Below are 21470 nucleotides of genomic sequence, written 5' to 3' on the forward strand. Positions count from 1 at the left end.
CCTCAATCCATCACATCGCCGCGCGCAATATAGCGTGCAAGTGCGACGGTCGCCACAAATCCCATCAGCGCAATCAGCAACGCCGCCTCAAAATAAATAGAACTATTGTCATAGATCCCTAACACAACCAGCAAGGCGACAGCATTGACATACAGCGTATCCAACGCAAGAATCCTGTCTGGTGTATCAGGACCTTTGATGAGCCGATAAAGAGTCAGCGCCATCGATACTGCGATCGCGACCAAAGCAATTTTGATTGAAATGTCTAGCATCCGAAAATCTCCAAGAGAGGTTTTTCGTAACGTTGTTGAATATCCGCGATAAGCGCCTCAGGATCACTGCAATCCAGCGCATGCACGATGAGGATCTTGTTGTCATGCGATAAATCCGAGGAGACTGTTCCTGGCGTCATCGTAATAATACTTGCGAGCAAGGAAATAGACATCGGCTGCGTGAGTGTGAGCGGCACAGAAACAAAGACAGGCTGCAAGCGAGCTGTCGGACCCAAGATTAAACGTGCCACCACAATGTTTGCCATGACAATATCGTAGGTGACTAGAGCCACTAAACGCAACGTCGCAAAAGCATGATGAACGGGGGGCAAATCTTTTAAAAATGGTCTACAAAGCATAGGGATGCCCCACGCTAGAAAAAACGCCAACAAGACATGCGCGACGGAAACTTCTGCGACAAGCAGCAGCCAAGCCACAAACAGCAAAAGCGACAGAACGGGATAAGGAAACCAAGCTTTCATTATTTTGCCTCCACAGGCAGAGGGCGTGGGGCACGATCTGTCGTTTGACCAATGACTGCCTTGATGTATTGGCTTGGTGTGCTGAGTTGTTGCGCGGTAGCATCCGTAAAACGCTTTAGAGGCGCGGCATACACCACCATCAAGAGGCTGCAACCCAACAGACCCATAACCGGCAGCCACCGCAAACTGTCCGGCGCCACAGCCTGTGAGGAGGTCTCGTGAGAGGTTTTCCAAAAAATCATGCTTCCCGCGCGTGACAGCGCAATCAGAACTAACAGGCTTGAAACCAAAATTGAGCCCCAAACCCAGGGCATCGAACTGCTTTGCATCGCACTTTGCAAAATCATGAGTTTGGCCAGAAAACCAGAGGACAACGGCAAGCCCGCAACAATCACCGCACCTACAAGAAAGACTATTCCGAGCGAAACAGGTTTTAAGAGCATCGGTCCCTGATGGAGCTGATCCTGAGCCTCTCCTCGCGCCTGCCCAATCATTTCAGCCAACAAAAAGAGCGCCGACATAATCAGCGTGCTGTGTATCAAATAAAACAGCCCACCCGAAAGACCCGCCACCCCTCCCGCCGAAACAGCAATCAAAATCGTACCCACTGAAGCGATCGTGAGATAGGCAAACAACTCAAGCAAGCGTTTAGCCGCAAGCGCACCGAGAGCCGCAAGAATCAGTGTGACGATTGCCACGGGCAAAAGCCAAGGGGTCGTCAAATCCGCCGCAGGACCTGTGTTGTCTGGAAATATCAAGGTTGTGAAGCGCAAGATGGAATACACCCCAACCTTGGTCATGATGGCGAATAAGGCCGCCACGGGCGCCGAGGCGCTTGAGTACGCGGCAGGTAGCCAGAAATAGAGGGGAAATAATGCAGCCTTGATACCAAACACAGCGAGCAACATCAGGCCAGAGGAGCGAATCAGTGCAATATATTCGGGTGCGGACTGTGCAACCACCTCAGCAAGATGCGCCATATTGAGCGTACCCGTCACGCTGTAGAGCAAACTGACTGCAATCAAAAATACGGCAGAACCCGTCAGGTTGATCGCCACGTAGTGAACCGAGGCACGCAAGCGTCTTTCGCCAAACCCATACATCAGCAAACAATAAGACGCGATCAGCAGGACTTCAAAAAACACGAACAGATTAAATAGATCGCCCGTCAAAAAGGCGCCATTAATACCCATTAACTGAAACTGAAAAAGCGCGTGAAAATATTTTCCACGCGTGTCCCAACCCTGCATCGCGTAAAACAGGGCAGCGAGTGCGACGACCGCTGTCAGCAACACCAATAGACCGGACAGACGATCCAATACGAGCACAATACCGAAGGGTGCGACCCAATCACTGAGCGCATAGGTCTGAAAAGCGCCTGTTTCTGCATCGAGGAACAAAGACACGCACACAGCGAGTAATAAGGCCGTCGATAACAAACTCAGCACACGAGTCAGCCCGAGTTGACGTCCACAAAACAATAACAATGCGGCCGTCAATGCCGGAAGAATGATCGGCAGAACAAGAAGATGATTCATGCGCTCTTGCCTTCCTGTTGCGGCTCAGCCTCGTGACCGTCAACATGGTCAGACTTGGTCTCATGCCGTGTTCTCAACGCAAGCTCAACGATAAATCCCGTCATCCCGAAACCAATCACAATCGCTGTGAGCACTAAAGCCTGGGGAATAGGATCGGCGTACGACAAAGCCTGCTCAGAAATCACAGGAGGACGACCCGCCACCAAGCGACCCATCGCAAAGATGAACAGATTGACGGCGTATCCCAAGAGTGACAGTCCCAGTACCACTGAAAATGTCCGACCACGCAACATCAAATAAATCCCGCATGCCGTCACAATACCCAGCGCGGAAGACAGTAGTAATTCCATTATTGAGTCACTCCTGCAACAGGACCGGGACGTTGACTCGCCCCGGACAAGGCCGAAATTGTCAGCAGCGTTGAGCCGACCACAGTCAAAAATACGCCCAAATCAAAAGCGGCCGCACTTGCTAGCGGTACCTCTCCGATCAAGGGCAATACGGGATGGCCAAAAGTACTCGTCAAAAATGCTGAGCCAAAAATAAAACTACCCAACCCAGTGAGCCCGGCAATCAAGACCCCGCTTCCAATCACCTTTGGAAACTCGATACTCAGTGTTTTTGACGTCGCCAACAGACCTCCCGCCATATACTGCATCACCAGTGCGACCGAGGTGATCAGACCCGCGATGAAACCTCCACCAGGTAAGTTATGTCCGCGCAAGAAAATGTAGACACTGACCAGTAAGGCAAACGGCAGCAAAATGCGTGCGGCAACAGAAAGCATCACGGAATTGAGCACAGCGGGCGAGAGCTTGCGCTCCATACTCAAACCATCCATCAAACTCAACGCACCAATCGCGGCGATTCCCAACACCGTAATTTCACCAAACGTATCAAAACCACGGAAGTCGACCAAGATCACGTTTACGACGTTTGAGCCACCTCCCCGCCCAACGCTTTCAGCCAAGTAGTACCAGGCAATCGAATCAAGCGGTCGTGTCAACACAGCCCACATCAATGCCGTCACACCAGCACCCGCCAAGACGGATAAAAGAATATCGCGACTACGACGCGACAAACTTGACTCCTTGGGACCCGTAAGCGGCAACAAAGCCAGGGCCATCAACAGCAACGCTGTACTCACGACCTCGACCGCAAGCTGGGTCAGCGCTAAATCAGGCGCTGAAAAATAAGCAAAAGTCAGCGCGGTCGCCAAACCCACGACACCGATCAAGATCACGGCCACCAAGCGTTGACGATGAAACACCGCTGTCGCAAGAGCACCCACCACGGCAATCACCCAGACAATGACCGCCAACGGACTCGCATCCGTCAACGGTGCATCACCGGTCGTGTAGCCAAACTGCATAAAGGGCCACGCACCAAGGACAATGACGCTCACGATCAAGAGCGCTAAATAACGTTGCAGAGAACCATTTTGCAAACGTGCGGTCAGACTCCGCGCAAAAGCGAGTAAAGATTCAATCGTATGAACAAAAATCCGATTTGCATTGAGCTCTTTAGGCGTCATCAGATGCAAGTTAAAACGATTTTGTAACAACCAGAACACCAGCACGCCACCAAACAATGCAATCACACTCATCAGCAAGGGGATGTTAAAGCCATGCCAGATCGCAATCGTATAGGAGGGAATCGGTCCGCCAAATACATCAACAGCAGCCAAAAAGACAAGCGGAGCAACCGTCAGCGCAGGTAGCACACCAATCAAGATACAAAGAACAACCAAGAGCTCAACCGGTACCTTCATAAAACGGGGAGGCTCATGAGGCGTGTGGGGCAGATCCGTCGCAGTACCGTTAAAGAAAACGTTGTGTATAAAGCGCGTGGAGTATGCGACGCTGCATATTCCACCAAAAGTCACCACCCAGGGCGCCACCTCACCGAACCAACCGAGATGAGACAGGGCGAGCGACTCGACAAAGAACATTTCTTTGGACAAGAAACCATTGAACAAAGGCACACCTGCCATCGACGCTGCTGCGACCATGGCCAGCGTGGCGGTATAAGGCATGAATTTGAACAGGCCCCTTAAACGGCGCATGTCCCGCGTGCCGCATTCGTGATCAATGATGCCAGCGACCATAAATAAAGAGGCTTTGAAGGTCGCGTGATTAATAATGTGAAAGACCGCCGCCACAGCCGAAAGCGGCGAACTCAAACCAATCAAAAACATAATCAGACCAAGATGGCTAATCGTGGAATAGGCCAGCAAACCCTTGATATCATGCTTGAAAATCGCAACATAGGCTGCAAAGGCCATGGTCGTGAGCCCAACGACCGAGACGATGATCTCAAAGTCGTAGGTCCCACCCAGCACCGGGTACAAACGCGCCAGCATAAACACACCTGCTTTGACCATGGTCGCGGAGTGTAAATAGGCCGAGACTGGCGTGGGCGCTGCCATCGCCTGGGGGAGCCAGAAATGAAAGGGAAACTGTGCCGACTTCGTAAAGACACCGAGCAAAATGAGAAGCAAAATCGGTAAATACAGAGGACTTGCCTGAACGATGTCGCGCGCCGCAAAAATCTGCGTGAGTTCGTAGCTTCCCGCCACATGACCCAGCAAAAGAAAACCCGCCAACATCGCTAAACCACCACCACCCGTGACGGTCAGCGCCATCCGAGCACCCCGGCGCGACTCGGCCTTGTGGTTCCAATAGCCAATCAGCAGAAAGGATGACAGGCTAGTGAGCTCCCAGAAAACGAAGGTGAGCAAAATATTTTCAGTCAATACGATGCCCAGCATCGCCGCCATGAACACCATAAGCATGGCGTAAAACTTACCAATCGAATCAGATTCAGCCAAATAATATTTGGCATACAGAATGATCAGCAAACCGATACACAAAATCAGGAGCGTAAACAGAAATCCGAGACCATCCAGCCTGAATGCGAAATTAATCCCGAGCCCAGGCATCCATGGAATGCTGGTGACTATTTTTTGGCCGCTAAAGATGGCATCACTAAAACCAAGTAGTAACCCCAGGCTAGCGAACGTCACGGCAGCGACCGCCAAGGCGGAGGCTAAACGGCTCACCCTCGCAGCGAGAAGCGCAACCGTCGACCCGGCAAGCAGTGGTAACAGAATAATCGTCAGTAGTGTCATAACATTAATGTCACAGTTGTGGCGTTGCATGTGAATAGACAAGCAGCCGTCATGCCCTCATGAGCATCCCTACGTGCAGGCTCGCCTACTGCGCTTTGCATGATAACAAAGTCTCAGAATCTGGGCTGATTTAGCCGGTTGCGTCATTGACCTGCGCCGCTACAAATTCCAAATCACCATGATGTGCATCCGGCACAAAGGCGCTGTAACGCGAGCGCATGAGACTTTCTGGATCTGGGGCAGATGTGATTTCAAAGTGATCGAGATACTGATCACAGCATTGCTTTATCTTCCGTACCAGTCTTTCACAGCCGCGACGTAACGCTCAACGCCCTCTGAGACGCTAGCGGCCTGCAGTGCACCATAAGACAAACGTTGATAATTTGCGTCTTGTGTATTGGTCAAGCCAAAAGCAAAACCTGGAATGGAGACCACTTTGTGCTTCTGCGCCATGGCGCGATTAAAGGCGAGCGGATCCTGCTCATCCTTGAGCCCAGGCATTTTCATCAAAACATAAAAAGCACCCTGTGTTTTGGGAAACTGCACTAGATCACCGAGCTGACTCAGCGCCGCGTACACATTTTCTCGAACAGCAGCTAGCGCCTCTATCTTGGGCGCAACCCATGCGCGACCATATTTCAGCACCTGCAGCGCCAACAATTGTGAGGGCAACGGTGCACAAATCAAATTGGTATCCTGCGCCTTGTTCATGGCATCAAATAAATCAGCCGGGAAAACCACATATCCTAGCCGCCAACTCGCCATGCCGTAATTTTTAGACATCGAGTAAAACGAAAAAGTGTGCCGAGCCGCACCGGGCAAAGACGCTGGTGAAAAGTGTCTCGATCCATCGTAGGTAAAGTACTCGTACGCCTCATCGCTAAAATGGTAAAGCCCCTTTTCAGCACAGAGTTTGTTGACGGCAGTCAAGGATGCCTCGGAGTACACAGCCCCTGTCGGGTTGTTAGGGGAAACCGTGATAATGGCACGCGTGCGCGGCGTAATGGCGGCCGCCAGCGCCTCGACATCGAGACTCCAGTCCTCGTTGACGGGGACTGTCACGGGCACGCAGCCAGACATCCTGATCGCCATTTCCTGATTAAAGTAAAACGGCATCGGCAAAATAAATTCATCACCCGGATCGCCTACAGCCATGACACAATTTAAAAATGCCATATTGCTGCCCGCAGTCACCATCGCGAGTGACTCTGAACCGGGTTGAATATTGTTTTCAGCGCTGAGTTTTTGAGCGAGCGCTTCGAGAAGACCTGCATGCCCTAGAACGGACTGATATTTATGAAGTTGCGTATCGCCCATCAGTCCCGGAAGCGCTTTGATCGCGTCCTCTGGGGGGCCATAATTAACAACGCCTTGCCCCAGCGAAATCGTACCGGGGTTGCTGCGAACCAGTTCAGCGATGGCGGGAATGATGGGGGCATCGACCGCCGCCATCCGAGAGGAATACCGTTTCATGGATGAGTCATTCAAAAAGAAGTGGTGCCCACCCGTAAGTCGAACACGGCACCAACGAATTATGAGAAAATTAAGATATGTTTAAAGCTTTAAAATCAAGGCGTTACAAAGATAAATTTGAAATATAGAAGCGAGTGTAAAAGCTAAAAACGGGCTTTGGGGCCTGTCACTTCAGTTGGTTTTTCGTGCACCCCAGCATCACAAGACATTGTCAAATTCTAAACCCAAAATGCCACCTTGTTTTGCTCTGGGGTGATGTCGATCACTATTTCACTATTTGCAATATTTACTCGTTTATCATGCACACCAGATTTATCTATTGTTCATGAACTCGCGCTCTGCCGAGGTTCAGATGCACCAATAAAACAGGCATGCGTGCACTTACAACCTGGGACGTTACGTCTGCTGGCATCGGCCTTGTAAGAGAACCACACGCGACCGAAGTCATACCCATGATCTCTAACGTTACCAACAATGGGAAATTCCTCACACAAGCGCAAACCACCATCAGGCTCAAGCACACCAATCAAACGCCCAGCTTGGCAGGTGTTTGGCAACGGCCCTCCGCTGAGCACATCAAGCCAAGTTTGATGTCGTCTTTGACGGCGAGTGTGAATGACTTCTTGCTCGGCGGAGTCACTGATGCTGCGCTTTGTGTAGTGATCAAAAAATGGCGCTGCATCATCGAGTAATTTCCGAAATACGCTTTGCGAAGGTGGGCTTAGGCTGTTGTCTTTGGGCATGCCACGAAGCGGTGAGAGGAAATGGGAATCCACTAACATATTATTTTTTACGTAGTCCATAAGTGCTGGCACTTCATGTACATTCCGATTTGAGACTACTGTGTTTAGCAAAATTCCAAAAGTGCGACCACTTTTTAGTTGACGAGCTCTCAAGAAGTGCAATCGATTAATCGATGACTTAACTAATTCAAAAGCACCCGTCACACCATGGGTGTCATCATGAGCAGCCTCCAATCCCTCCAAAGAAAACATAATCGTGAGTCGTACTCCTGGCATACGATCAAGTAATGCTTGAACCGCAACCTCAATCTGATGGGGCTGTGAACCGTTAGTTGGGATAAATACATGCTGCAGGGGATTTTTATCAAAAAATGCTCCACAGACTTCAGCCAAGTCACGCCTCAAGAAAGGCTCACCGCCAGAGACCCACAATATATTAAGGGTCCCCATGCTTGCTGCAATTTTTTGATACTCATTCAGCGTCAAGACGGAGACTTTTTGATTCAGACTCTCATGGTAATAACACATCGAGCAGCGATGATTACAAACATCAGTCACAGTCAAGATCAACTCACGAATCTCCAGCTTGTCCTCGACAATTTGGTTGATGAGACTAAAACGCTTAACCTTTTCGATCACCGCATCGCTTAAACCTGCGCTTTTCAGCATATTTCGTCCATGCCGGATGAATGGCCTGCATTCCCATTTACTCTCAAAGTAAGCAATGTCTTTGAGGAGCTTTTGTATATCATTGCGAATTTTCTTGTACTCGTCAGACGGTCGAGCATTGTGGTGTATGACTGTCGTCTCCGGCGTATAAAACAGGCGATAACCCGCTTGCCTCAGTGACAATCCTAGATCCTTGTCTTCTTCGCACCGCAAAAAATGCTCATCAAATCCGCCAACCATCGAAAATGCCTCTTTGCGCACCAGTAGGCACGTAGTTGGATACCAATCCACGAAGCCGGGCATCACCACGCCTGCGTCAGTAGGGTCCAACTCACCAAGAAATTCCATACCGATTTTGACTAGCCTTCCTTGAAGAAATTCTGTTTTGACTAAGGCAGGAGCGCAGATCACGGCTCCTTTGGGGCTAACAATCTTGCAACCTACAGCAGCCACATCGACTGATGAACCGATCGCCTGAAGCAACGGTGGCAGCCATCCAGCGGTGACCTCAGTGTCGTTATCCAAGAACACCACATACTGACCTTTAGCAGCCCTTACAGCTAGGTTGCGACCAACACTCACACCAGGATTGTCTGTATTCCGAATAAGCCGCAATTGGGGCAAGGTCAGTTGCAACTGCTGCAAGCTTTGAACAACCTCTTGCCCGGAACCCATATCAACGACAACGATCTCATAGGGGCCTTCCGTGTGAGCCACAATACTGCGAATACAGCTTTCAGTCTGCTCCCAACGCAGGAGTGACAATAAGATAACAGACACAGATACGTCAGAAATTTTTACAGAAGTATTCATGGGAGCTGTCAGCGAGGATATCGGCATGCCGCGCAGCCAACGATTAGCAGGTAGGTGTGATTCATATTTAGCCTAGCTCAAATGTAGTCATGCCATATGTGTCATCTAAACGCACGTCCCCTACACTTCCTGTGTACATCCTAGCAGTCTCAAACATAGGCTGCATATGATGACGGCGAACAAGTGACATTGCCCCTGCATTGCACTCAGGGATATCCAGAAAGACCGGGGTATCGTTTGCTAAAAGAGCGCAAAGGGATATGAAAAGCTTTTCAGCAACCAACTCAGAATTAGCAAATAGAGGTCCAATTTTAAAACCAACCCGACAGGGGCGGATGACGCCATAACCAGAGATCTCACCCTCTTGAATTAAACCAAGCGCGTAGCTGCCAGGTTGCCGGATCCATTGAGATATAAAGAATGCTCTGTCTTCTGGAAAGAATGACCTGTCGAAAGCCTGAATCTTTGAAAGTGGTATCTGATCTAGGGGGACAGTCGATATATTAGAAAAATCTGACTCTAATCCAACCCCTCGTGAGCGGCCTTCAAATCGTATATGACGGTGAGAAAGTTGAAACCCAGATTTTTGATAATTGCTTTGTTGTGCAAGAACGCCATCTAAGCCAATGACTCGGCCATGTAAATGACGCATGCCCACTTGCCAAAGGTCCCAGCCAAAGCCACGTCCGCGAAAATCTGGGTGAGCGATATAAAGACCAATAAATCCAAACTGCTCTCCGTATCGTACAGCCGACATGACAGCGACAGCTTGATTGCCCATTTTCGCGATAAAAAAGCCTCTGGGATCTGCTACCCGAAATGACGATGCATCTGATATGCCAGGATTCCAACCCTCTTGCGCAGCCCATTCAATGGCCATCGCTACCTCAGCTTGCGACATGTTTTCAATCGAAAGCATCATGATTTACTTTTTGTTGTTTGAGAACTCATAAAGATAATTCTATGACAGTTTGAGCGCCTCGAATTGAATGGTTGGCCCAAATAAATCCATATCTCCAATCTTATGACTCGCTTTAACTTTACCGGCAAAGTTGTGAGCCTATGAAGCTTAAATATCTTGCCAGAGCATGCGAGTAGATAATGCTGCAAAGCACCATTACTTTATTGTTTTATCCCTTACCCAAAATGCGCGTAAGAATCACGCAAGTTCAAGCCGTTTCAATGGCAAATGATATATAAAGACAACTGCTTGCATGAGACAAAAAGGTTATTTACGCATGTCTAGCCAGCCCCAAGAAAATCTCGACTTAACGCGCGATCCAACGTTTCCTCGACTATTACTGTCGCACGCACGGTTGCGGCCAACGCATCCTGCTTATCGCGAGAAGTTTCTTGGTATTTGGCAGACGGAGTCTTGGGCTGACGCAGCCAAGACTGTGCGTGAACTGGCCGGCGGACTCGCAAGCAAGGGCTTTGGTCGCGGCATGACCCTCGGCATCATTGGTGACAATCGGCCTCGCTTATATCAGGCAATGCTTGCTGCACATGCACTTGGCGGTATAGCTGTACCGTTATATCAGGACGCAGTCGCAACAGAAATGACATACGTGTTGCAAGATGCGGAGATCGGTTTTGCGTTTGCAGAAGATCAGGAGCAAGTCGATAAGCTGCTTGAAATAGCAGATCAGACTCCAGCACTACGCCATATTTTTTATCTCGATCCAAGGGGGATGCGGAGCTATGACGATGCAAGGCTTTGCTTTATTGATGAACTTTTGGAGACGGGACGCAGTTTCAATCAAGCAAAGCCAGACTACTTTGATGCGCAAGTTGCAATGGGTCACTCCAGCGATGTAAGCGTCATTCTCTACACGTCGGGTACGACGGGCAAGCCCAAAGGCGTTTGCCAAACACATGCATCGATGATTGGTGCCGGCAGAGGTGCCTGTGAGGTTGATGCGCTGTCACCTGCAGATAGTGTGATGGCGTACCTTCCAATGGCATGGGTAGGCGACTTTTTGTTTTCAATGGCCCAGTGTCTGGCCTCAGGATTTACAGTCAATTGCCCTGAGTCGCGAGAGACCGTTAGTACGGATATGAAAGAGATCGGTCCAACTTATTACTTCGCACCACCACGCGTATACGAAGGACTACTGACTTCTGTCACGATTCGCATGGAAGATGCTGGTCGTATCAAGCGCAAGATGTTTGATTACTTCATGGGTGTTGCTCGGCAATGCGGCTCCAATCTATTAGATGGCAAGCCGGTGTCATTGGGCCAGCGCCTGTTGTACGCCTTGGGCAATATGTGTGTGTATGGTCCGTTACGTAATACCTTGGGCATGAGTAACATTCGTGTTGCCTACACAGCGGGTGAAGCGATTGGTCCGGACTTATTCAGATTCTATCGGTCTATCGGTGTGAACTTGAAACAGCTATACGGACAAACGGAAACATGTGCGTATGTCTGTATCCATCGAGACGGTGAGGTTAAATATGACTCGGTTGGAAAACCTTCCCCCGGCGTTGAGATTCGTATCGGAGACAACAGCGAGGTATTAGTGCGCGGCGTGTCGATGATGGATCGTTATTACAAAAACGAAGAAGCGACCAATGAGGCGTTTGACGCAGAGGGCTACTTCCACACTGGAGATGCTGGTGTCATCGATCGCGACGGAGATCTTCGCATTATCGATCGCGCAAAAGATGTCTCCACGCTCGCCAATGGAAAAGTGTTTGCGCCTAAATACATAGAGAATAAGCTGAAGTTCTTTAGCTTTGTTAAAGAAGCCGTTGTGTTTGGTTCGGGACGCGAAACGATCAGTGCATTTGTGAATATCGACCTTGAAGCAGTTGGAAATTGGGCTGAGCGCCGTAACATTGCCTACAGTGGCTATGTGGATCTGACGGGTAATCCTGCTGTGGCTGAACTCATCCGTGGCTGTATTGAAAAGATGAACGAAGAATTATCTCAAGAATCAATGCTCGGGCATGCGCAGATCTCTAGGTTTTTGGTGTTGCACAAGGAGCTTGATCCTGATGACGATGAGCTGACGCGCACACGGAAGGTAAGGCGTGGATTTGTTGAGAGCAAGTATGCTCCGCTTGTAAGTGCGATATACGGCGGTTTGTCCGAACAGTTCATTGAGACTCAGGTGCGCTTTGAAGATGGGCGCGAAGGCAAGGTCTCGGCAACGTTAAAGATGCACGAGGTCCCCACGTTTATCGTGGGAAAGGCATGACGACCGTTTAACGGACTGTCAATCACGTCGGACCTGTATCTTTAAGAAAACAAGGATCGTAAATGGCAAATCGGCAAATTGGCGATGTCATCTTAGATGTTGAAAATATTAGTTTGCGCTTTGGAGGAGTCAATGCGCTGACTAATATTTCATTTAATGTAAGAGAGCATGAGATTAGAGCGATCATCGGTCCAAATGGAGCGGGTAAGAGCTCGATGCTGAACTGCATTAATGGGGTGTACACGCCCCAAGCAGGTTCAATCTCATTTCGTGGCCAGACCTTTAGTCATATGAATAGTCGTCAAGTTGCCAAAATGGGGATCGCACGCACCTTTCAGAACTTGGCGCTCTTTAAAGGTATGAGCGTCATCGACAACATTATGACGGGTCGTAATTTGTTCATCCGAAGCAATATTTTGCTTCAAGCGCTTCGTCTCGGACCTGCAGAGCGCGAAGAAATCGCCAATCGCGAGAAAGTTGAGCACATCATTGATTTTTTAGAGATTCAGGCCTACAGAAAGATTTCAGTAGGTCAGCTTCCGTATGGCTTACAAAAACGAGTCGATCTCGCGCGTGCGCTAGCAATGGAGCCCCAGGTGTTGTTGCTCGATGAACCCATGGCGGGGATGAACGTCGAAGAAAAGCAGGATATGTGTCGCTTCATCATGGATGTTAAAGATGAGTTTGGTACAACCATCGTCCTGATTGAGCACGACATGAGTGTGGTGATGGATATTAGTGATCGTGTAGTGGTTTTGGACTACGGTAAAAAGATTGGTGACGGTACGCCAGATGAGGTGCGTGCCAACGACGAAGTGATTCAAGCCTATCTTGGCACATCGCACTAAACACGGAGATATAGATGGCTTTTTTCCTGGAGACCACGCTTGGCGGCCTAATGGCGGGAGTGCTGTATTCAGTGGTTGCTCTTGGATTTGTGCTGATATTTAAGGCCTCAGGCGTTTTTAATTTCGCTCAAGGTGCAATGGTGCTGTTTGCCGCGCTCGCCATGGCGCGTTTCTCTGAGTGGGTGCCAGCTTGGTTAGGTTTTGAAAGCTTGCTGCTGGCCAACATCATTGCATTTGTGTTGGCAGCAATCTGCATGTTGATTTTTGCTTGGCTGGTAGAGCGTCTGGTGTTGCGTCATCTGGTCAATCAAGAAGCCGTCACACTTTTGATGGCAACACTTGGCATTACGTATTTTATTGATGGCTTTGGTCAGACCGTTTTTGGTAGCGCGGTCTACCGTATCAATGTTGGTATGCCCAAAGAGCCGATTTTTGTCTTGGACAACATATTTCAAGGGGGCTTGCTGGTCAACAGAGAAGATCTAATTGCTGCCTTGATTGCTGCGACTCTAGTGGCTGTGCTTTCGCTGTTCTTTCAGAAGACTACAACTGGGCGGGCGTTGCGAGCTGTTGCAGACGATCATCAGGCCGCCCAATCCATCGGTATTCCTCTTAATCGAATGTGGGTCATTGTTTGGTTTGTTGCAGGCATCACTGCGTTAGTTGCGGGCATCATCTGGGGTTCTAAGATTGGCGTTCAGTTTTCCTTGACGACGGTCGCACTCAAAGCTCTTCCGGTCATCATTCTCGGGGGATTGACGTCCGTACCTGGGGCCATCATAGGGGGTTTGATTATTGGTGTTGGCGAGAAACTCTCAGAGGTTTATTTAGGGCCGTTGGTGGGTGGCGGTATTGAAATTTGGTTCGCTTACGTTTTAGCGCTTGTGTTCCTGCTGTTCAGACCGCAAGGTTTGTTCGGTGAAAAAATTATTGATCGAGTGTAGGAGGACTAGCATGTTCTACAGAGAAAACGGCCAGTTCAAAATCGCCTACCGAGCCGACCAACAGATTTTTCCGATTGCGCAAGATCGCTGGGCTGTTTTAGCGTTAATTGCGTTTGCGTTTATCGGCGTCCCCTTTCTTGCCGATGGCTATCTTTTCCGAGCGATTCTGATCCCCTTTGTGATCTTGTCCTTGGCGGCCATCGGTGTAAACATCTTAGTTGGCTATTGTGGACAGATTTCATTGGGATCGGGCGCTTTCATGGCTGTGGGCGCCTACATGGCCTATAACGTTTTTGTTCGAATCGAGGACATGCCGTTAGTCTTAGCATTACTCGCGGGTGGTTTTTTCGCGATGCTGGTCGGAATCGTATTCGGTGTTCCGAGTCTACGTGTCAAGGGGCTTTATCTCGCGGTGGCCACCCTCGCAGCACAGTTTTTTTGCGACTGGGCCTTTGCTCGAATTGGTTGGTTTACCAACAGCAGTTCTTCGGGATCTGTTGCCGTCTCTAATCTCAGTTTTTTGGGTTGGACAATCGACTCACCGGTTGAGAAATATCTATTTTGTCTGACGTTTACTGCGACGTTTGCACTCTTAGCCAAGAACTTGGTGCGCGGTGCGATTGGCCGTGAATGGATGGCAATTCGCGATATGGACGTGGCGGCTGCGGTCATTGGCATTCGACCCATGTATGCCAAACTCAGCGCCTTTGCGGTCAGTTCGTTCATTATCGGAGTCGCAGGCGGCTTGTGGGCTTTTGTACACCTAGGCTCTTGGGAGCCGGCTGCGTTTTCGATTGACCGATCGTTCCAACTGCTCTTCATGGTGATTATCGGAGGGATGGGTTCCATCATGGGTAGCTTCTTTGGAGCGGCTTTTATTGTGATTTTGCCGATATTTCTAAATCAGGCTCTGCCTTGGGTTGGCAGTCTTATTGGGGTCACTGTTTCGACCGCAATGATTTCTCACGCTGAGTTCATGATCTTCGGCGTGTTGATTGTTTGGTTCCTTATCGCCGAGCCGCATGGGTTAGCCAAGCTTTGGAGTATCGGAAAACAGAAGCTGCGTCTTTGGCCATTCCCACATTGATTTCTTGTACCTCAGTACTCTGACGACACCCAGAGAGCTAGGGCTTTCGCTGCTTTAACCGGTGTTTAATGCAATAGGAGATAATCCATGAAATTTCGACAGATTGCTTTAGGACTCGCCCTCGCAACCGCAGGGTTGACGGGAGTGGTGGGCACATCGGTAGCTACCGCGCAGGAAAAGGTACAGTTCTTTCCTAGCCTGACCGGTCGTACGGGTCCCGTCGCACCCAATGCAACACAATTTGCCAATGGCTACGCCGATTACATGAAACTTGTAAATGCGCGTGGTGGGATCAATGGCGTGATGACGCTTGTCGAAGAGTGTGAAACCGCGTATGCGACTGACCGAGGCGTAGAGTGTTACGAGCGGCTGAAAGGAAAGCATGGTGGAGCCACAGTGTTCCAGCCACTGTCGACTGGCATCACTTTTGCGTTAACTGAGAAGATTCCTGCTGACAAGATTCCAATGATTACCTCTGGCTATGGTCGTAGCGATTCGGCCGATGGAGATATCTTTAAGTGGAACTTCCCTCTGATCGGACATTATTGGGTTGCGGGCGATACTGTGTTGCAGCACATCGCCAACAAGGAAGGTGGTTGGGACAAACTGAAAGGCAAGAAAATTGCCGTCGCCTATCACGATAGTCCCTTTGGCAAAGAGCTGTTGCCAATCATGGAAGAGCGTGCCAAAAAGCACGGTTTTCAATTGCAGTTGCTTCCAATCCCTGCACCAGGTGTTGAGCAAAAGGCTATCTGGCTACAAGTGCGTCAACAAAGACCAGACTATGTCGTTTTGCAAACGTGGGGGGTCATGACGCCGACGGCGATCCGTGAAGCGATCGCGGTGGGTTACCCTCGCGAGAAGATGTTTGGTACTTGGTGGTCTGGTGCTGAGCCTGATTTAAAAGATGTTGGTGCTGCCGCCAAAGGTTACAGCGCAGTCATGATGCAGCACGGCGCTGAACCACAGTCAGATGTGGTCAAGCAAATTCTTTCTATGGTGTATGACAAAGGACAAGGAGTCGGGCCGCGTAACGAAGTTGGTCAAGTGCTCTATATGCGTGGCGTAGTCGGTGCGATGCTTTCAGTAGAAGGTGCCCGTACCGCGCAGGCGAAGTTTGGAAAAGGTAAGCCTGTCACGCCAGAACAAGCTCGCTGGGGCTATGAAAACCTGAACCTGACTCAAGCCGATCTGGATGTGTTAGGTTTCAAAGACGTTATGCGCCCGGTGGCTACGACTTGTAGTGATCACATGGGATCGGCGTGGGCACGTGTTCACACTTGGGATGGTACGAAGTTTGTGTGGGCGTCCGATTGGCTTCAAGCAGACAAGACTCTGATTGATCCGATGGTCAAAGCGTCAGCTGAAAAGTATGCCGCTGAAAAGAAGATGGCTCGTCGCTCTAAAGAGGACTGCCAGCGCTAAGACTGACCCCGCTGGTCCTCATCGGACCAGCGGGGATAGATTCCACACTTCATGAAGAGATGCTGTCCATGAATAGTCCTGCAATCGTTTTAAATGTGAACGGCATCGAGGTGATCTACAACCACGTGATTCTCGTTCTCAAGGGCGTGTCGCTGCAGGTCGCTCAAGGCCAAATTGTTGCCCTTCTGGGTGGTAACGGTGCTGGTAAGACTACGACCTTGCGTGCAATCTCTAATCTTTTACGTGCTGAGCGTGGTGAGGTGACCAAAGGTTCCATCGCTTTGAGGCAAGAGCGTATCGAAAACCTGACACCTGCTGATCTTGTTAAGCGCGGAGTGGTGCAGGTCATGGAAGGCCGACATTGCTTTGCGCATTTAACGATTGAGGAAAATTTGCTAGCTGGGTCATACATCTTAAAAAATCAAGCTCAAATCAGTGCGAACTTAGAGAAGGTGTATACATATTTCCCCAGGTTAAAGATACGACGCACCTCGCAGGCGGCTTACACCTCAGGCGGTGAACAGCAAATGTGTGCGATAGGTCGTGCGCTCATGTCAAACCCTAGTGTCATGCTATTGGATGAGCCCTCGATGGGCTTGGCGCCACAAATTGTTGAAGAAGTGTTTGAGATTATTAAAGATCTCAATCAAAAAGAAGGCGTCACTTTTTTAGTGGCTGAGCAAAATACCAATATGGCGTTGCAGTACGCTGATTACGGTTACATCATGGAGAGTGGCCGTATCGTGATGGATGGAGTCGCCGCAGATTTGCGGAGCAACGAAGATGTAAAGGAGTTCTATTTAGGGATGGGCGGCGGGCAGCGCAAATCGTTTAAGGAAGTCAAGAGTTATAAACGCCGAAAGCGTTGGCTCGCATAAATTATCTCGCTATATTTAAATATAAGGTTGACTTGCTTGAATACCACCCTCACGCCATTAGAGCTACGCACACCGAAGCAACGGGATGCCGACCTAGTGCTCGCATTACAAAGTGCATTGACGCACGCAAAAAAAAACGCATCCTATTACGCTGCATCACTCGCGTCTATTGAAGTCAACCAAGTGGACAGTCTGCAGGCGCTTTCCGCGCTTCCCGTTCTTCGAAAAGCAGATCTGCTTAACATTCAAACGGCGAATCCGCCACTCGGTGGACTGCTAGCCGTCTCTGTTGACCAGATTCGCCGAATTTTCCAATCACCCGGACCGATCTATGAGCCCCAAGGCCTGGGAACAGACTATTTTCGCTCAGCCCGAGCCTTGCGTGCCGCAGGCTTTGAATCGGGTGATATCGTACATAACGGTTTCTCTTATCACGGTACCCCAGGTGCATGGATCCTGGAGGGCGGACTGCACGAAATCGGATGTACGGTGTTTCCCGGCGGTGTCGGACAAACTGAACAGCAAGTTCAGGCGATGTTACAGATAAGGCCAAACGGCTATGTCGGGACTCCCTCGTTTCTTAAAATACTGATTGAGAAATGCCTAGAGCAAGGCTCACCCGATGCCATCGTGAGCAAAGCCTTAGTCTCAGGCGAGGCCCTTACACCCTCGCTGCGCGGGTGGTTTGCTCAGCATCAGGTTAAGGTGAGTCAAGCGTATGCGACTGCCGAGCTCGGTGTGATCGCGTATGAGGGCTTAGACCCAGCCGAGGGTCTGATTGTGGATGAAGAGGTTATTGTTGAAATTGTCGAACCCGGTGGTTCAAAGCCGATGCCTTTTGGTGAGACCGGAGAGGTGGTGGTGACGCATTTCGCTAAAGAATATCCGATGATTCGTTTTGCAACAGGTGATCTATCGGCTTTCCAGCCCAACTCGTTGAGTATGGCTGCAGCGTGCGGTCGCACTAATCTAAGAATCAAAGGATGGTTGGGACGTGCCGACCAAACGACAAAGGTACGAGGGATGTTTGTACATGCAGGGCAAGTCGCTCAAATTACTAGTCGCTTTCCGCATATCAAAAAAGCCCGTCTTGTTCTGACGGGTCGAATCGGCAAGGACAAGATGGAGGTGCGCTGTGAACTTGTCCCGGGATCATCGTCGGCGGGCCTTGCGCTGCAGGTGGAAGAGGTTGTGCGCGAGGTCACGCGCTTGCGTGCCGAAATTCAGTTTGTCGCACCCGGTGCACTACCCGAAGACGGAAAGCTCATTGAAGATGCACGAGACTACAGCTGAGATGTCTTGCAGCGCGCTGGCTCTCTAGGTCAGCATAATACGATCATCACGTTCAGTTAAGTGTCCGCCAGCAATCAGGCTATCTATCGCCCAGTCAATGGCTTGCAATTGTGGCATTTCGCTCAAAGCACAGATGCTGCCAATCAGCTTAGCATCGTGAAGACGAAGCGCTAAGTCCTCTCGTGTGGTCGACTCGAGCTCTAGCATTAAAAATTGTATTAACGCCTTTAAGCTGTGACGCGCGTGTTTGATCGGCTCAGCATACAGCGCTGCAAGTCGTGTGCGGGCTCGCCTAAGCGCCGCGTCGACCTCGGTAAATATCTTCCCATGTCCAGGAATCACAACTCGGGGCGAAAGTTTTTCAATGAGATCTAACATTGCTTGTTGCTCAGGAAATCCACTTTGCCCGTCAAGTTCGGGGAAGATAATGCCAAAGCCGTTTTCCCAAAGTGCATCAGCAGAAATGAGGATTTTTTCAAGCGGTTCGAAGAGGATAATTGAGTCTGGGTCATGCCCAGGTGCAGCATGAATTTCCCAACGGCGTGTGCCTAGTGAAATCGAGCGCCCAGGCTGCAGTGTCGCCGTAGGTGTAAAGCGCTCACAGCGCTGGGCGACTGAGGCAAACTCAGCTGCGAGCAGGCTCCATTGTTTTGCCGCTTCAAAGGATGCGCTCGGACATAGTAGGTCTGCCCCGTAAGTCTTGATTAATAACGCGTTGCCGCCACAATGATCCGCGTGCAGATGCGTATTCAAAATTCGCGTTAAATGACGTCCGCCCAAGGCTTCACGGATCAAGGCCAGGGTCATCTCTTGATGTTTGATGTACCCAGTGTCGACAACGCTGCCTTCTAGGTCAGAGTCATAAAAAACGATCTGATTGGCTGAGAGCCAATTACGTTCAATCACGCGCAGATGAGCGCGTTCGAATAAAGTTTGCGGACTAAACACGAATGATCGCACCTTTACGTTCGAAAATAGAGGGGCTTGAAGGATTGTTTAGTATGCCATCCAGACCGCGCGCTGACGATCAGTATCGCCGAGCGGCCTAAATCATTTTCTTGACCAAATCCTGCGTTGCCGCAACAAACCGATCGATCTGCTCACGATTATTCCAAACGCAGGCATTGACGCGTTGTGGGTGATCCATGGGCGCAGGCGCCAGCGTGAGGGGGTCGCGATTTGGGATTGTTCCGGGTGAAAACTGAGCGGCCTCTGGGTCAGGCTTGCGAGTCAACCCGTTATTGCCAACACCGAGTCCCGAAATCCTAAAGCTATATTCTTTCAACATACGCGCGCGAAACTCGATATTCAACTTCTCATCCCAGCGTTGCTGCTGTGAAGGAAAAGGATTAAAGGCGATTATTCCAGACTTAAGCGCAGGATCGCGCTGAGCACCCAACACCGCAGACTCTCCAAAAGCCGAGACGAGTTGATCACGAAAATAGTCGCCCAAACGCACATGCCACGTCTCAATGCGTTGACGTCCAATCTGATCCCATAACTCACAGGCCTCGCCCAAGGCACGCCAATCAGCCGACTCAGGAAATCCATACATCGAGAGCGCTGCGCCAATATCCCAATCGCCGCGCGAGCCATCAAAGGGCACAATACGAGATTGCGAGCGACTAATAAAAAACTTAGGTAACTCGGTGGCGTTCGAAGCCAGCTTTTTGTTGCGAATGTAAAGCACCCCCGTACCACCGGGGCCACATTGCCACTTGTGACCGCATAAAGCAAAAAAATCGATCCCGGTTTCATCAAGTTGTGGATCAAACATGCCGTTGTAATGCGCACCATCTACAATGGTAATGGCTCCGGCTTTTTGGGCCAGCGCAGCAATACGACGCTCAGGCAGGCGTTGACCAATCGGCCATAACGGTGACGAAAAGAAAATCGCCTTAGTTTTACCCGGCACCACTTGTCGCTCAAGCGCAGCGACAACCTCGTCGGCGGTCGCGTTGGCGTGTACCGGCACGCCCCACTGCTTAATCACGACGCCGTAACGCGCAGCTGTGCGAAGCGCCAAAGTGATACCTGTCGGATGTTCGAGAGGGGTCATCAGTATTTCGTCACCAGGCTTCCAGTCAATGCCGTTGAAGATAAGCGACAATGCATCAGTCGTGTTGCGAGTGATCGCGATCTGATCAGGTGTGGTGCCATAGCACTTTGCAATCTTCGCACGTGTCTTTGACGAGGGCTCAACGTACACCGGAAACGGATCGCGCGCGACTTGATCAAGCCCGTCTTTAAGGTGCGACAACACACTTTTGGGCATCGAACCTTTTTGCGCCGCCATAAAGTACACAACGTTCGGGTCAAGGGTGAACTCTTGCGCGAACTGTTTAAAAAAAGGCTCTTGCTCAGTGAAATACGCTTTTGCGTCTGCCGTCAGCGCGCCCGATATGGGCACGGTCGCCCCAGTTTTACCAAGGGCGGTGGTCTGGGCCATCGCAGCCGCAGGGGTTAACAGCGCCGTAGCCAGACCAAGAGTCATGGCACGCCTGGAGGTATCAATTGACTCTGTCATAAAAGCCTCAAAAAATATCGTTTGTGCGGGGCACAGCGTGTGAACAACTGATCTTAGTGCCTAGACAGCTAAAACAGTACATTTTTAACTTCATAATTTGCCGCCAGCAGGATGACCACCTCTGCCTTTCACATTTAAGAACCAC

17 protein-coding genes are annotated in these 21470 nt (G+C 50.1%); 7 read left to right on the forward strand and 10 right to left on the reverse strand.

Annotated elements, in window-relative coordinates:
* Nucleotides 1–2 precede the first annotated feature (2 nt).
* The 8 genes from AC8GE9_RS08780 to AC8GE9_RS08815 form a co-directional block, all read right to left on the reverse strand.
* Entirely contained in the window at nucleotides 3–272 is a 270-nt protein-coding gene (locus AC8GE9_RS08780; protein WP_506676777.1) for a K+/H+ antiporter subunit F, read from the reverse strand.
* The gene (locus tag AC8GE9_RS08785) at nucleotides 266–754 is read right to left on the reverse strand and encodes a Na+/H+ antiporter subunit E (protein ID WP_506676778.1); all 489 of its coding nucleotides are present in this window, start codon (nucleotides 752–754) and stop codon (nucleotides 266–268) included. The genes AC8GE9_RS08780 and AC8GE9_RS08785 overlap by 7 nt, the downstream gene beginning before the upstream one ends.
* A complete protein-coding gene (locus tag AC8GE9_RS08790) occupies nucleotides 754–2292 on the reverse strand; it encodes a monovalent cation/H+ antiporter subunit D (RefSeq protein WP_506676779.1) in 1539 nt (512 codons plus the stop codon). The genes AC8GE9_RS08785 and AC8GE9_RS08790 overlap by 1 nt, the downstream gene beginning before the upstream one ends.
* Nucleotides 2289–2642: a Na+/H+ antiporter subunit C gene (locus tag AC8GE9_RS08795; protein ID WP_506676780.1), complete on the reverse strand. Its 354-nt coding sequence runs from the start codon at nucleotides 2640–2642 to the stop codon at nucleotides 2289–2291. The genes AC8GE9_RS08790 and AC8GE9_RS08795 overlap by 4 nt, the downstream gene beginning before the upstream one ends.
* Nucleotides 2642–5422 carry a monovalent cation/H+ antiporter subunit A gene (locus AC8GE9_RS08800; RefSeq protein WP_506676781.1) on the reverse strand — a complete coding sequence of 927 codons (2781 nt, stop codon included), beginning with the start codon at nucleotides 5420–5422 and terminating at the stop codon, nucleotides 2642–2644. The genes AC8GE9_RS08795 and AC8GE9_RS08800 overlap by 1 nt, the downstream gene beginning before the upstream one ends.
* A gap of 285 nt (nucleotides 5423–5707) precedes the next feature.
* Nucleotides 5708–6895, reverse strand: coding sequence for an aminotransferase class I/II-fold pyridoxal phosphate-dependent enzyme (locus tag AC8GE9_RS08805; protein ID WP_506676782.1), 1188 nt, complete (start codon nucleotides 6893–6895; stop codon nucleotides 5708–5710).
* Between the two features lie 323 nt (nucleotides 6896–7218).
* Nucleotides 7219–9120 carry a glycosyltransferase gene (locus tag AC8GE9_RS08810; RefSeq protein ID WP_506676783.1) on the reverse strand — a complete coding sequence of 634 codons (1902 nt, stop codon included), beginning with the start codon at nucleotides 9118–9120 and terminating at the stop codon, nucleotides 7219–7221.
* Between the two features lie 67 nt (nucleotides 9121–9187).
* Nucleotides 9188–10042, reverse strand: a complete 855-nt coding sequence (locus AC8GE9_RS08815) for a GNAT family N-acetyltransferase (RefSeq protein ID WP_506676784.1) — start codon at nucleotides 10040–10042, stop codon at nucleotides 9188–9190.
* 316 nt (nucleotides 10043–10358) lie between these two features.
* Here AC8GE9_RS08815 and AC8GE9_RS08820 point away from each other — a divergent pair, with 316 nt between their 5' ends.
* The 7 genes from AC8GE9_RS08820 to AC8GE9_RS08850 all read left to right on the forward strand — a co-directional run bounded on the left by AC8GE9_RS08820 (nucleotide 10359) and on the right by AC8GE9_RS08850 (nucleotide 18798).
* Nucleotides 10359–12323: an AMP-dependent synthetase/ligase gene (locus AC8GE9_RS08820; protein WP_506676785.1), complete on the forward strand. Its 1965-nt coding sequence runs from the start codon at nucleotides 10359–10361 to the stop codon at nucleotides 12321–12323.
* Between the two features lie 62 nt (nucleotides 12324–12385).
* Nucleotides 12386–13171 carry an ABC transporter ATP-binding protein gene (locus tag AC8GE9_RS08825; RefSeq protein ID WP_506676786.1) on the forward strand — a complete coding sequence of 262 codons (786 nt, stop codon included), beginning with the start codon at nucleotides 12386–12388 and terminating at the stop codon, nucleotides 13169–13171.
* 14 nt (nucleotides 13172–13185) lie between these two features.
* On the forward strand, nucleotides 13186–14115 hold the full coding sequence (locus AC8GE9_RS08830) for a branched-chain amino acid ABC transporter permease (RefSeq protein ID WP_506676787.1): 930 nt from the start codon (nucleotides 13186–13188) through the stop codon (nucleotides 14113–14115).
* 10 nt (nucleotides 14116–14125) lie between these two features.
* Nucleotides 14126–15202, forward strand: coding sequence for a branched-chain amino acid ABC transporter permease (locus tag AC8GE9_RS08835; protein ID WP_506676788.1), 1077 nt, complete (start codon nucleotides 14126–14128; stop codon nucleotides 15200–15202).
* 87 nt (nucleotides 15203–15289) lie between these two features.
* Nucleotides 15290–16627, forward strand: a complete 1338-nt coding sequence (locus tag AC8GE9_RS08840; protein WP_506676789.1) for an ABC transporter substrate-binding protein — start codon at nucleotides 15290–15292, stop codon at nucleotides 16625–16627.
* Nucleotides 16628–16695: 68 nt separating this feature from the next.
* The gene (locus tag AC8GE9_RS08845; protein ID WP_506676790.1) at nucleotides 16696–17505 is read left to right on the forward strand and encodes an ABC transporter ATP-binding protein; all 810 of its coding nucleotides are present in this window, start codon (nucleotides 16696–16698) and stop codon (nucleotides 17503–17505) included.
* A gap of 36 nt (nucleotides 17506–17541) precedes the next feature.
* Nucleotides 17542–18798 (forward strand): phenylacetate--CoA ligase family protein, encoded by a 1257-nt coding sequence (locus AC8GE9_RS08850; RefSeq protein ID WP_506676791.1) that lies wholly within the window; start codon nucleotides 17542–17544, stop codon nucleotides 18796–18798.
* A 24-nt stretch (nucleotides 18799–18822) separates the two neighbouring features.
* Here AC8GE9_RS08850 and AC8GE9_RS08855 read toward each other — a convergent pair whose 3' ends face one another.
* Nucleotides 18823–19746 (reverse strand): MBL fold metallo-hydrolase, encoded by a 924-nt coding sequence (locus AC8GE9_RS08855; RefSeq protein ID WP_506676792.1) that lies wholly within the window; start codon nucleotides 19744–19746, stop codon nucleotides 18823–18825.
* Between the two features lie 97 nt (nucleotides 19747–19843).
* Nucleotides 19844–21325, reverse strand: coding sequence for an aminotransferase class V-fold PLP-dependent enzyme (locus AC8GE9_RS08860; protein WP_506676793.1), 1482 nt, complete (start codon nucleotides 21323–21325; stop codon nucleotides 19844–19846).
* Nucleotides 21326–21470: the final 145 nt, after the last annotated feature.

Source organism: Zwartia lucis (assembly GCF_965234455.1).
Classification (GTDB): domain Bacteria; phylum Pseudomonadota; class Gammaproteobacteria; order Burkholderiales; family Burkholderiaceae_B; genus Zwartia; species Zwartia lucis.